Origin of the sequence: Microbacterium sp. UBA837, from assembly GCF_002296025.1 — a bacterium.
Lineage (GTDB): Bacteria > Actinomycetota > Actinomycetes > Actinomycetales > Microbacteriaceae > Microbacterium.
Genome location: NZ_DBHD01000149.1, coordinates 15,101 through 27,242, shown reverse-complemented (window position 1 = coordinate 27,242; position 12,142 = coordinate 15,101). Strand labels below are relative to the sequence as shown.

The 12,142-nt window shown below is 69.3% G+C and carries 10 protein-coding genes and 2 riboswitches; of the genes, 6 read left to right on the top strand and 4 right to left on the bottom strand.

Features of this window, described 5'->3' with window-relative positions; genetic code table 11:
- The 4 genes from gcvP to B3587_RS10905 all read right to left on the bottom strand — a co-directional run.
- Nucleotides 1–2,307 (bottom strand): aminomethyl-transferring glycine dehydrogenase (gene gcvP / locus B3587_RS10920; RefSeq protein WP_292728552.1); only part of this gene is annotated, 2,307 nt, incomplete at its 3' end.
- The gene (gcvH, locus tag B3587_RS10915; protein WP_228177085.1) at nucleotides 2,304–2,687 is read right to left on the bottom strand and encodes a glycine cleavage system protein GcvH; all 384 of its coding nucleotides are present in this window, start codon (nucleotides 2,685–2,687) and stop codon (nucleotides 2,304–2,306) included. The genes gcvP and gcvH, both read right to left, overlap by 4 nt.
- Complete coding sequence (locus tag B3587_RS10910) at nucleotides 2,684–3,919, bottom strand: aminomethyltransferase family protein (RefSeq protein WP_292728551.1); 1,236 nt, start codon at nucleotides 3,917–3,919, stop codon at nucleotides 2,684–2,686. Before B3587_RS10910 ends, gcvH begins: the two co-directional genes overlap by 4 nt.
- 48 nt (nucleotides 3,920–3,967) lie before the next feature.
- Nucleotides 3,968–4,082, bottom strand: a riboswitch (glycine riboswitch).
- Nucleotide 4,083: 1 nt separating this feature from the next.
- A riboswitch (glycine riboswitch) is annotated at nucleotides 4,084–4,175 on the bottom strand.
- Between the two features lie 65 nt (nucleotides 4,176–4,240).
- Complete coding sequence (locus tag B3587_RS10905; protein WP_228177083.1) at nucleotides 4,241–5,425, bottom strand: MarP family serine protease; 1,185 nt, start codon at nucleotides 5,423–5,425, stop codon at nucleotides 4,241–4,243.
- Between the two features lie 101 nt (nucleotides 5,426–5,526).
- Here B3587_RS10905 and B3587_RS10900 point away from each other — a divergent pair, with 101 nt between their 5' ends.
- From B3587_RS10900 to B3587_RS10875, 6 genes are read left to right on the top strand one after another with little or no spacing between them, the layout of a single operon-like run.
- Nucleotides 5,527–6,312 carry an NUDIX hydrolase gene (locus B3587_RS10900; protein ID WP_292728550.1) on the top strand — a complete coding sequence of 262 codons (786 nt, stop codon included), beginning with the start codon at nucleotides 5,527–5,529 and terminating at the stop codon, nucleotides 6,310–6,312.
- Nucleotides 6,309–7,658, top strand: coding sequence for a quinolinate synthase NadA (nadA, locus tag B3587_RS10895; protein WP_292728549.1), 1,350 nt, complete (start codon nucleotides 6,309–6,311; stop codon nucleotides 7,656–7,658). Before B3587_RS10900 ends, nadA begins: the two co-directional genes overlap by 4 nt.
- A complete protein-coding gene (gene nadB, locus B3587_RS10890) occupies nucleotides 7,655–9,214 on the top strand; it encodes an L-aspartate oxidase (protein ID WP_292728548.1) in 1,560 nt (519 codons plus the stop codon). The genes nadA and nadB overlap by 4 nt, the downstream gene beginning before the upstream one ends.
- On the top strand, nucleotides 9,214–10,083 hold the full coding sequence (gene nadC / locus B3587_RS10885; RefSeq protein ID WP_292728547.1) for a carboxylating nicotinate-nucleotide diphosphorylase: 870 nt from the start codon (nucleotides 9,214–9,216) through the stop codon (nucleotides 10,081–10,083). Before nadB ends, nadC begins: the two co-directional genes overlap by 1 nt.
- On the top strand, nucleotides 10,080–11,222 hold the full coding sequence (locus B3587_RS10880; protein WP_292728546.1) for a cysteine desulfurase family protein: 1,143 nt from the start codon (nucleotides 10,080–10,082) through the stop codon (nucleotides 11,220–11,222). Before nadC ends, B3587_RS10880 begins: the two co-directional genes overlap by 4 nt.
- Nucleotides 11,219–12,112, top strand: coding sequence for a glycosyltransferase family 2 protein (locus B3587_RS10875; protein ID WP_292728545.1), 894 nt, complete (start codon nucleotides 11,219–11,221; stop codon nucleotides 12,110–12,112). The genes B3587_RS10880 and B3587_RS10875 overlap by 4 nt, the downstream gene beginning before the upstream one ends.
- The last annotated feature ends 30 nt before the right edge of the window (nucleotides 12,113–12,142 follow it).

Genomic DNA, 12,142 nt, shown 5'->3' with positions numbered 1-12,142 from the left:
ACCGTACGGCGCACCCGAGATCGGACCCCCGGCGAACACCGCGCCGTCGGCATCCGCGAGTGACGGATGCCGGTCCTGCTGTGCCATCGGATGTGAGGGCAGGAACGGCGCGAGGTGCGCCTTGGCGGCCACCGGGCCGACCCCCGGCCCGCCGCCGCCGTGGGGGATCGCGAACGTTTTGTGCAGGTTCAGGTGCGACACATCGCCACCGAGATCGCCGAGGCGCGCGTACCCGACAAGCGCATTGAGGTTCGCCCCGTCGACGTAGACCTGGCCGCCGGCCTCGTGCACGGCCGCGGTGATCGCCAACACCTCGTGCTCGTACACGCCGTGCGTCGAGGGATACGTGATCATGAGGGCGGCGAGCGTCTCGGTGTGCTCGGCGATCTTGGCGCGCAGATCGTCGAGGTCGACGTTTCCTGCCTCATCGCACGCGACGACCACGACGCGCATCCCGGCGAGCACCGCGGATGCCGCGTTCGTGCCGTGCGCGGACGACGGAATGAGGCATACCGTGCGCTGTTCGTCGCCCCGCGAGCGGTGGTACCCGCGGATCGCGAGCAGGCCCGCGAGCTCGCCCTGGGACCCCGCGTTCGGCTGCATCGAGACGGCGTCGTAGCCGGTGACCTCAGCCAGCCACACTTCGAGCTGATCGATCAGCTCGAGATATCCCTCGACATCGGATGCCGGAGCAAACGGATGCATCCGCGCGAACTCCGGCCACGAGACTGCCGCCATCTCGGTAGCGGCGTTGAGCTTCATCGTGCACGAACCCAGCGGAATCATGCCGCGATCAAGCGCGTAGTCGCGGTCGGCGAGCGTCTTCAGGTATCGCATCATGGCTGTCTCAGACCGGTGCGCGTGGAACACCTCGTGAGCGAGGTAGGCGTCAGTGCGGCGGAGCGGCTCGGGGTACATGCGCACCCCGGCCAGCGAAGTGAAGGCCGAGCCGGCGAGAGAGTCCGCCGCTGTCTCTACCCCGTGGACCTCGCCCGCAGCACCGAACGCCGCGAGCAGATCCGCCTCGATCGACGGATCGGCAGCGCTGACCTCATCGATCGAGATCCCGACCGTGGTCTCATCCACGCGTCGCAGCAGGATGCCGAGCCCCGCCGCCGCTGAGGCAACGGCGGCGGCATCCGCGACCCGCACCTGGATCGTGTCGAAGAAGTGTTCCGTCAGCACCTCGACGCCGCGCGCACGAAGCGATCCGGCGACCAGGGCCGTCTTCGCGTGCACGCCCTGAGCGATCCGCTTCAGCCCCTCGGGCCCGTGATAAACGGCATACATCGCCGCCATGACGGCCAACAGCACCTGGGCGGTGCAGATGTTCGAGGTCGCCTTCTCGCGACGGATGTGCTGCTCACGCGTCTGCAGCGACAGCCGGTACGCGGGGCGACCGTCGGCATCCACCGACACGCCGACCAGGCGCCCCGGCAGCTGCCGTTCGAGCCCTGCGCGGACCGCGAGGTATCCGGCGTGGGGTCCGCCGAAGCCCATCGGCACACCGAAACGCTGTGTCGTCCCGACAGCCACGTCGGCGCCGAGTGAGCCGGGCGAGCGCAGCAGCGTGAGGGCGAGAAGGTCGGCGGCGACCACGGCAAGTCCGCCGTGGTCGTGGATCGCCGCGATGACCTCGCTCGGATCCCAGACTCGGCCCGCCGCCCCGGGGAACTGGATGAAGCCACCGAAAGCCTCGGGAACGGCCTCGGGCTCATCGAAGGACACGACCCGGACCTCGATCCCCAGCGCCTCGGCCCGGTGGCGCAGCAGCGCGATCGTCTGCGGCAGGGCGTCAGCGTCGACGAGAAACACGCTCGACGCGCTCTTCGAGGCGCGGCGAGCCAGCAGCATCCCCTCGACGACGGCCGTCGATTCGTCCAGCATCGACGCGCCGGCTGTCGCCATCCCGGTGAGATCGGTCACCATCGTTTGGAAGGTGATGAGCGCCTCGAGCCTGCCCTGCGAGATCTCGGGCTGGTAGGGCGTGTAGGCGGTGTACCAGGACGGATTCTCGAAGACATTGCGCGCGATCACAGCGGGCGTGAGCGTGTCGTAGTAGCCGAGGCCGATCAGCGACCGCGACACGCGATTGCGCGAGGCGAGTTCCCGAAGTTCTCCGAGCGCCTCGGCCTCGGTCGCGGCGAGCGGAATCCGTGATCCCTCCCGCGGCGCGGCATGAATGGATGCCGGAACCGCCGCCTCGACGAGAGCATCGACGCTCTCGTAGCCGAGCGCGTCGAGCATGGCGCGCTGGGCAGTGGCGTCGGTTCCGATGTGGCGCTCGGCGAAAGATCCGACGGTCATGCAGCGCCGCCGGTGAGGGCGACGTACGCGTCACGGTCCAGGAGCGCGTCGATGTCGGCGGGCGTGACCTTGAGCTTCATGAGCCAGCCGGCCCCGAACGGGTCGGAGTTCACGACCGACGGGTCATCGATCGCCTCGTGATTGACGGCGAGCACCTCCCCGTCGACGGGCGCGAACAGCTCACCGACCGACTTGGTCGACTCGATTTCGCCGCAGACCTGACCGGCCGATACGCCGTCGCCGACACCAGGGAGCTCGAGGAAGACGACATCGCCGAGCTTGTCGGCGGCGTAGTCGGTGATCCCGATCACGGCTTCGTCGCCCTCCAGGCGCAGCCATTCGTGTTCGGCGGTGTACTTCAGGGTCGTCAGGTCGGTCATGTCGTCCTCCGGTAAAAGGGCAGGGTCGTTACGGATGCAGGAATGAGCGTGCCGCGCACATCGATCGCCAGCTCGGTGCCAGGCGCGGCGAGCGCGGGCTCGACGTAGGCCAGGGCGATCGGATGCCCGAGAGTGGGGCTCAGCGCTCCCGAGGTCACTTCGCCGACAACGGGGGCACCGTCGACCGCCGGGTCGACGACCGCATACCCGGCGCGGCCGGCGCGACGGCCCTCAGAAACCAGCCCGACGAGCACGCGACTGTCGGCATCCGAGGCCTGCGGGGCCCGCTTGCCCACGAAGTCGGGTTTGCCGTGGGCGACACTGCGGCCTAGCCCCGCCTGGGCGGGAGTCGTCTGGAGCGAGAGCTCGTGACCGTAGAGAGGCATTCCCGCCTCCAGTCTCAGGGTGTCGCGCGCCGCCAGCCCCGCCGGAACGAGCCCCAGCGGCGTTCCCGCCGCCAGCAGAGCGTCCCAGAGGGCACCCGCCGCGCGATGGGGCACGAGCAGTTCGAAGCCGTCCTCGCCGGTGTAGCCGGTGCGGGCGATGAAGAGGGGCTCTCCGCTGAAGGATCCGGCAGCCCAGGCGTAGTACCCGAGCTCAGAGAACGCCGGAGTGACCTCACCGATCTCGGGAGTCGCCTCGAGGACCTCCCGCGCGGCTGGCCCTTGGACCGCCACAAGCGCCAACTGGTCGGTCACATCCTCGATCTGGGCAGTGTCAGACACACCCGGAACGAAAAGGAAGAACGCGGTGCCCTCACGACGCTCGCGCGGAGCGAGGAAGGATGCCGCCACTGGCGCGCGAGCGGCCCGAAGCCGGAGCGCCGCGGCCACGGCATCCCGGTTGCCTGCGTTGGCGATGACGAGGTACCGATCCTCAGCGGTGCGGTAGACAATGACGTCGTCGACGATGCCGCCGTCTTCGGTGAGGACGAGCGAGTACTTGGCCTTCCCCACCCGCATGCCCGAGTGATCGCCCGAGAGGGCGTAGTCGAGGAACGCGCCGCTGGGCTCTCCCGTGACCAGGAACTCGGCCATGTGCGAGATGTCGAACAGGCCTGCTGCCTGCCGCACCGCGTGGTGCTCGGCGAGGTCGGATGCGTAGCGCACCGGCATCTGCCAGCCGCCGAAGTCCGTGAAGGCGGCGCCGAGCGCGACGTGTCGATCCTGGAGCGGCGAGCGTTTCGGTTCCGTGTCCGCGTGCGCGGTATCTGGTGGTGCGGGGTGTGACATGAGTTCTCCCGGTCGTCGGACGGGGGACGCCGTACGACGCCCGTGAACTCCCCCTCTGTCTGTGGCCTGAGAGTTTCGCGCGGCACCCGAGCGAACCGGATGCTGTGCTTTCACCGTCGGCGGCCGCCACCCGATGCGCGGGTGATGACGCTTTCCAGAGTGGCCGGACGTGCGCGGTACGCGGACCTGAGAGATTGGCGGGGAGGCTTGCTCCTTCGGTGCCCGGTGTAACCCGGGGCTCTCCCGCACCCGTCATGTGGCCGGATCTTCAGTTGCGCGGCCAGCATATCCCAGCGCCGGGTTCCCGCCAGCAGACGCGCGTCAGGGCGTGCAGGATCCCGTCGAAACCGGCTCCACGAGAGCGCTCGCTTGCTCCGCCAACGGCGCGAGGACTCCCGAGGTCACCGCATAGCCGACATCCGTCCCGTCGTCGGCGCGAGCGAACACGACACCCGCAGCGTCGCCGCCGGCGGTGAGCACCGGACCGCCGGAGTTGCCTGGAGCGACCCGAGCATCGAGCGCGTAGATCTCGCGACTCACCGACCCGCTGTCGTAGATGTCAGGGACCTGCGCGGTTCCCACCGACCGCACTGACGCCTGCCCCAGCGTGAACGGGCCGCCATAGGGGTAGCCGGCAACCGCCGCGGTATCTCCTGACCGCAGCGTCGGCACGACCGGCAGTGCCGCAACGTCCTCGGTTTCGACCGCGATGAGGGCGAGATCCTGGTCGGGGTCGAACCAGACCACCAGGCCCGTCTGCGCGATGCGCCCCGGCAGTTCGACCACGATCTGCTCCATCCCGGCGACGACGTGCGCGTTGGTCACCACGCGGTCATCCGCGACGACGAAACCCGACCCTGTCATGCCGCGCGCGCACGAGAACGCGGTTCCCGAAATCCGGGCAACCGACTGCGCGGCAACGCTCAGGGCTGGGTCATCGAGCGCGACCGGCGGGGCTGTCGGTGCTGTGGCGGGCAGATCCAGCAGCGTCCCCACCCGAGGCAAAGCGTCGACGAAGACCGCCTGCCGCAGCTGCGCGAGGGCCGCGCTCACGGGTGCCGGGGTCAGCGCATCGATCGTGGCGAGGACGCGCGACGACGAGGTGGCTGCCGACACCAGCGGAACGCCGGAGACCGCGGCGCTCTGGGCCACCAGCGACAGCGAGAGCGCGGTGGCGACGACCGCGACTGCCCCACCCAGCAGGCGGTCGATCACGTGGAGGCGCAGCTTCTCGGCTCCGCGCCGCAGGACGCTGCCAATCGCGCCGCCAGCTATTGCACCGCCCACGAGCAGGGCGACAACGCCGGCGATCAGCACCGGCCCGCGCCAATCCGACCCGGGCAGCAGCGGCGCGACGATCGGCAGGAGCCACCAGACCGCCACGCCGCCAACGGCGAGGCCGACCGCCGATCCGAGGATCGCGAGGACGCCGCTGCCGATCCCCCACGCGAGCGCGCCGAGCAGCAGGATCACGACGAGAACGTCGGTGAGGATGCCGAGGACCACGCATCCAGTCTGTCGACCAACCTGGGGGTTTTCTTCCAACCCGACCGAGTTGCGGTTCTGGTCACTCTGACTCTAAGATCGAACCCGTAGTTAGAGTCACCATGACACAAACCAGTCTCGCTCCCGATATCTCACGCGCCGCATCCACCGATGCCATCCGCGTCGCGGTGTCGACCGTCATTTTCACGGTGCGCCGCGACCCCGGCGATGGGTCGGGACGCCTCATGATGCCGCTCGTGCGTCGCACCCGCGAACCCTATGAATGCCTGTGGGCCTTGCCCGGTGGATGGCTGGATGCCGGAGAGGGCCTGGATGCCGCGGCATCACGTACCCTCGCCGAGACAACGGGCCTGACGCCGAGCTATCTGGAGCAGCTCTACGCGTTCGGAGACGTCGATCGCTCCCCCACGCGCGTCGTGTCGATCGTCTATTGGGCACTCCTGCGGGCCGACGACGTGGACGCCCAGCGCGCTGCCCATGAGGCAGCCGGTGATGCGCCCGAGAACGTCGCCTGGTTCGACGCGAACGCGCCTGGCACGCTCGCCTTCGATCACAACGAGATCGTGTCGTATGCCCTGTGGCGGCTGCGTAACAAGGTCGGCTACAGCCGCATCGCGCACGGCCTGCTCTCGGACCTGTTCACACTGGCCGACCTTCGCGAGGTCTACGAGGCGATCCTCGATCGGCGTCTCGATCCCGCGAACTTCCGACGTCAGGTCGAGAACTCCGGAAACCTCATCCCCACCGACCGGTTCCGCACCGGCAGCCATCGTCCCGCCCGCCTGTACCGCTACAACCAGGATGTCGAACTTGCCGATCGGGGCCCGCTGAGCGCCGCCCGGCCCGGTGGCATCCACCCCTCCTCGCCCGAATCGAGCACCTCATGACAGCTGTCAACATCGCCCTGACGCCGCGCCGCATCGACCCGTCCGTCGACCACGAGATCCACGGCATCGTCTCGGGGTCGCTGCAGGGCGACACCTGCAACACCGACCTCGTCGAGGCTCCCTGGCTCTTCGACACGGTTCCGGGCTATGGACCCGGAGCGTCGGAGGGCGATGTCATCCCGACCGGCGCACCGCGCCAGGGTGAGCTGCCGCGGGAATACCGCGAGGCCACGGAGGCCGAGCTCGACGCACGGATCATTGCCGCCAAGCAGACCCTCGGCGAGCGCGTCGTCGTGCTCGGGCACTTCTACCAGCGCGAAGAGGTCGTGCGACACGCCGACTACGTGGGCGACTCGTTCCAGCTCGCCAATGCTGCCAAAGCGCGAACGGATGCCGAGGCCATCGTGTTCTGCGGCGTGCACTTCATGGCCGAGACCGCAGACCTGCTCTCCGGACCCGAGCAGGCGGTCATCCTGCCGAACCTCGCTGCCGGATGCTCGATGGCCGACATGGCCTCGATTGACGAGGTCGAGCAGGCGTGGGAGGAGCTCGCCGACATCTACGGCGATCTCGATACACCGGACGCCGAGGGCCTGCTCCCGGTGATCCCGGTGACCTATATGAACTCCTCGGCAGCGATCAAGGGGTTCGTCGGGCGGCACCACGGCATCGTGTGCACGTCCTCGAACGCCCGGACCGTGCTGGAGTGGGCCTTCGAGCGGGGCCGCCGCGTGCTGTTCTTCCCCGACCAGCACCTCGGGCGCAACACCGCGAAGGCGATGGGAGTGCCGCTCGAGCAGATGCCGATGTGGAACCCCCGCAAGCCCCTGGGCGGCAACGACGACACGACCCTGGATGCCGCGCGCGTCATCCTGTGGCATGGGTTCTGCTCGGTCCACCGTCGGTTCTCGGTCTCCCAGATCGACAAGGCCCGCGCCGAGCACCCTGGCGTCCGTGTCATCGTGCACCCGGAGTGCCCGATGGAGGTCGTCGACGCCGCCGATGAGGCGGGCTCGACCGACTACATCCGTAAGGCCATCGAGGCGGCGACCGAACCGACGACGTTCGCGATCGGCACCGAGGTCAACCTCGTTCAACGCCTCGCGGCCGAGCATCCTCAGCACGAGATCTTCTGCCTCGACCCCGTCGTGTGCCCCTGCTCGACGATGTACCGCATCCATCCCGGCTACCTCGCGTGGGTGCTGGAGTCGCTCGTCGCCGGCGAGGTCGTCAACCGCATCACGGTTCCGACCGACGTCGCAGACCCCGCGCGGGTCGCCCTGGAACGGATGCTGGCAGCCAAGCCCCCGGCAGCCCCGGCTGCAGCCTGGGAGCAGGCATCATGACATCCGCGCCGCGCGTGATCGTCGTCGGCAGCGGCATCGCAGGCTTGACCGTCGCCCTCCACGCGGCGGCGAGCGGCTGCCGCGTGACAGTCGTCACCAAAGACGTTCTGGAGCACGCCAACACGCGCTACGCGCAGGGCGGGATCGCGGGAGTCATGTTCGCCGATGACCGCGTCGAAGACCACATCCACGACACGCTCGTCGCCGGGGCGGGGCTCGGCGACGAGGCAGCGGTGCGGGTACTTGCGACGGAGGGCCCGGAGCGGATCCGGGAGCTTGTCGCGCTCGGGGTCGCGTTCGATCGCGACGAACACGGTGAGTTCCGCAAGGGTCTCGAGGCAGCACACTCCTACCCCCGCATCCTGCACTCGGGCGGCGACGCGACCGGAACCGAGATCGAGCGCGCTCTGGTCGCCGCCGTGCGCGCGACCGCTGCGACGGTTATCGAGCACGCGTTCCTGGTCGATCTTGTGGTCGAGGTGGGGCGGGTGTGCGGCATCCGGATTCTGCGCGACGCCCGCGACGGTCACGCCGGAACGCCCGACGAGCTGCGGGCCGATGCCGTCGTCTTGGCCACCGGGGGCATCGGCGAGCTGTTCGCACACTCGACCAATCCCGCTGTGGCCACCGGAGACGGGATCGCTGCGGCGATTCGGGCAGGAGCCGCTGTTGCTGACCTCGAGTTCGTGCAGTTCCACCCGACGGTGCTCGCAGCCGGTGACGCCTTCCTCGTCTCCGAGGCGGTGCGCGGCGAGGGCGCCACACTCATCGATGAGGACGGCCACCGGTTCGTCTTCGACGATCACCCCGACGGTGAGCTCGCGCCGCGCGATGTCGTCGCCCGCGCGATAGCCCGCGTCATGCGGCAGCAGGACGGACGCCCCGTGCTGCTGGATGCCACGGCCATCCCCGCGACGGATGCCGATGCCCGCGCCGCCTGGCTGCGCGAGCGATTCCCCACGATTGACAACGCCATGCGCGAGCGCGGCCTGGATTGGGCGCGCGTTCCCGTGCCGGTCACCCCGGCGGCCCACTACCTCATGGGTGGAATCGTGACCGACCTCGAGGGCCGCTCCTCGCTTCCCGGACTCTATGCGGTCGGAGAGACCGCCCGCACCGGCGTCCACGGGGCGAACCGGCTCGCGTCGAACTCGCTCCTGGAGGGCGCTGTGTTCGGCGCGCGCGCCGGGGATGCGATCGCGACGGATGCCGCATCCGGCCTGTGGCCCGCCGAAGCCCGCGACGGCATCAGCCCCGTTCCCTCCGGGGGCGTGACGGGAAGCCCGGTAGCCCCGGCGCTAACCTTCTCTCGCGCTGCCCTGCAGGACCTGATGTGGGAGAACGCGTCGCTGGTGCGAGACGAAGAGGGCCTCACCCACGCCGCAAGCGTGCTCGCGAGCTGGAGAGCGCAGGCACGCTCCCCAAGGACCGAACGCGAGTACGAGGACGAGAACCTGCTGCTGGTTGCCCAGCACGTCGTCGCCGCCGCCCGCGCGCGGCGGGCCTCGGCCGGTGCCCACTTCCGGCGCGACGCCGAGCTCGCGGTGGTGCGCTGATGCTGGCCCGTGCCGAGATCGACCGGGTAGTGTCGGCGGCGCTGGCCGAAGACGCGCCGTGGGGGGATGTGACTGCCGAGGCCTTCGTCCCGGCATCCGCCCGCGCCCGCGCCGAGCTCGTCGCGAGGGAGCCCGGGACCTTCAGCGGCGGAGCGGTGTTCGCGGCAGCCTTCGCGCTGACGGATACCGCGATCTCTGTGGCGCTTCATCGAGCTGACGGCGAGGCGTTCACGGCCGGCGACGTGCTCGCGACCGTCGAGGGTCCCGCCCGCGCCGTTCTCACCGCCGAGCGCGTCGCCCTCAACTTCACGCAGCGCATGTCGGGAATCGCCACTCTCACGTCTCGCTACGTCGAGGCTGTCGCGGGAACTGGCGCTCGGATCGCCGACACCCGCAAGACGACACCCGGCCTGCGCGCATTCGAGCGCCACGCGGTGCGCAGCGGCGGCGGCCACAACCATCGGCACTCCCTCTCCGACGCCGTGATGGTCAAAGACAACCACCTCGCGGTCCTGGCAGCTTCGGGCGCCTCCACCACCGAGGCGCTCCGCGCCGGAAAGTCGAGCCTTCCCCACACCATGCGCGTCGAGGTGGAGGTCGACCGTATCGAGCAGATCCCCTCGGTTCTTGCGGCCGGGATCGACATCATCATGCTCGACAACTTCTCGCTCGATGAGCTTCGGGCGGGAGTCGAGCTGATCGCAGGCCGGGCCGTCGTGGAGGCATCCGGCGGTGTCTCCCTCGAGACTGTCGGGGCGATCGCAGCGACGGGGGTCGATGTGGTCTCGGTCGGAGCCCTGACGCACTCGGCCCCCGCGGTCGATCTGGGCCTGGACATCAGTATCGAGTCGGGCGCCGGCGGGTCGTGAGCGTCAGCTATCTCGACAACGCCGCGACCACACCGGTGCGCCGCGAGGTGCTGGAGGCGATGACTCCGTACCTCACGTCGCACTTCGGCAATCCGTCGAGCCACCACACCATCGGCGAGCAGGCAGCTGGCGCACTCGCCGATGCCCGAATACGGGTCGCCGCCATCCTCGGCATGCGGCCCACCGACGTGATCTTCACCTCGGGTGCGACCGAGGCGAACAATCTTGCGCTCAAGGGCGTTGCGATAGCCGCGCAGCAGCGACGCGGCGCCCGGCACGTGGTGACTACCCCGATCGAGCATGAATCGGTGCTCGGATCCGTCGACTACCTGACGCGCATCCACGGGTTCGATGCGACTCTCGTGCCGGTTGACACGACGGGGCTCGTTGACCCGCATGCCGTCGCCGCTGCCATCCGCGATGACACCGCGATCGTCAGCGTCGGCTACGCCAATAATGAGATCGGCACGGTTCAGGATGTCGCCGGTCTGGTCGCCGCCGTCGCCGGGCGAGTGCCCCTGCACCTGGATGCCGTGCAGGCGGCGGGATGGCTGCCGCTGGCCGGCCTCGGTGCCGACGCGCTCTCGATCGCCGGCCACAAGATCGGCGCCCCCAAGGGCATCGGTGCGCTCGGCATCCGGTCCCGCATACCCCTCGAGCCGGTGCTGCACGGCGGCGGGCAGGAGCGGGACCGGCGCAGCGGCACAGAGAACGTCGCAGGCGCCGTCGGGCTCGCGCGCGCGCTCGAACTCGCCGAGGCCGAGCGCACCGACGCTGCGGTGCGAGTAGCTGCGATGCGCGACGACCTCATCGCGGGCGTGCTCCAACGCGTGCCGATCGCGCGGCTCACCGGGCATCCGACGCACCGCCTTCCTGGCACGGCGAGTTTCACCTTCTCGGGTGTGAACGGCGAGACCGTGCTGCTCGAACTCGACCGGCACGGGATCATCACCTCCAGCGGCTCGGCGTGCGCGGCAGGGAGCGAGGAAGCCTCACACGTCCTGCTCGCTCTCGGTATCGATCACGACGAGGCCCGCACCGCCGTCCGTGTCACACTCGGCCACAGCACCACCGGCTCGGTGGCGCCGATCGTCGACGCCATCGAGGCTGCCGTTGCCGCCGTAGGATCCGGGGTATGACCGACCCGGCGATCACCGTCATCGTTCCGGGTCTGGATGTCGCACCCTACGTGCCCGCGGCGCTCGATTCTCTCCGAAACCAGACCCGCGGCGACTGGCGTGCGATCCTCATCGACGACGGCTCGACCGATCAGACGGGTCATCTCTTCGAGCGCGCAGCAGCGCGCGATGAGCGGTTCCGCGCCCTGCGGCTGCCGCGCACGCGGGGCCTCGGGGCGGCGAGAAACGCCGGACTGCAACTGGTCACCACTCCGTTCGTGGGGTTCTTGGACGCTGACGACGAGTTCACACCGTCAGCGCTCGAGCGCATGATCGGCACCCTCGAGCACACCGGAAGCGACTTCGTGATCGGCGCCTACACGCGGCTGCGACCGCAGCCCGACGGCACCTATCTCGATGGGCCGGTTCAGCCGTGGGTTGCCGCGGCGACATCACCCGAGCGACACCGCGTGACGTTGGACGAGCATCCGGCGGCGACGGGGAGCATCGTGGCGTGGGCGAAGGTGAGTCGGGCCCGCGTGTGGGACGAGCTCCGCTTCCCTGAGGGTCGGCTGTACGAGGATCAGGTCGTCGCGCAGCGGATGCTCGTGTCGGCGTCAGTCTTCGACACGATCCCCGACGTCGTCGTGCGGTGGCGAATGCGCCCGGACGGATCCTCGATCACGCAGCGCGAGTCCGAGCTCGGTGTGCTGCGGGACTGCCTCGAGGCGATGAGCGAAGGACTCGACGTTCTCCGCGGTCACTCCGAGGCTCGGCAGGCCCGCGTTGATCTCATCAAAGAAATGGACGTGCCACGTCTACGCACAATCGCTGACAGTCACCCCGACCTTCGCTATCGCGAAGCGTTAGACGCCTTCGAGGGCCGCTTGGACGGCGGCCGCGACAGCTGACGCCTAGCAGCGCGAGGAGGGTGTCCAGCT

Excerpts from the sequence above, each read along its gene's own strand:
- B3587_RS10875 (WP_292728545.1), top strand. The coding sequence starts at position 11,219 with ATGACCGACCCGGCGATCACCGTCATCGTTCCGGGTCTGGATGTCGCA.
- gcvH (WP_228177085.1), bottom strand. The coding sequence starts at position 2,687 with ATGACCGACCTGACGACCCTGAAGTACACCGCCGAACACGAATGGCTG.
- B3587_RS10900 (WP_292728550.1), top strand. The coding sequence starts at position 5,527 with ATGACACAAACCAGTCTCGCTCCCGATATCTCACGCGCCGCATCCACC.
- nadC (WP_292728547.1), top strand. The coding sequence starts at position 9,214 with ATGCTGGCCCGTGCCGAGATCGACCGGGTAGTGTCGGCGGCGCTGGCC.
- B3587_RS10910 (WP_292728551.1), bottom strand. The coding sequence starts at position 3,919 with ATGTCACACCCCGCACCACCAGATACCGCGCACGCGGACACGGAACCG.
- nadA (WP_292728549.1), top strand. The coding sequence starts at position 6,309 with ATGACAGCTGTCAACATCGCCCTGACGCCGCGCCGCATCGACCCGTCC.
- nadB (WP_292728548.1), top strand. The coding sequence starts at position 7,655 with ATGACATCCGCGCCGCGCGTGATCGTCGTCGGCAGCGGCATCGCAGGC.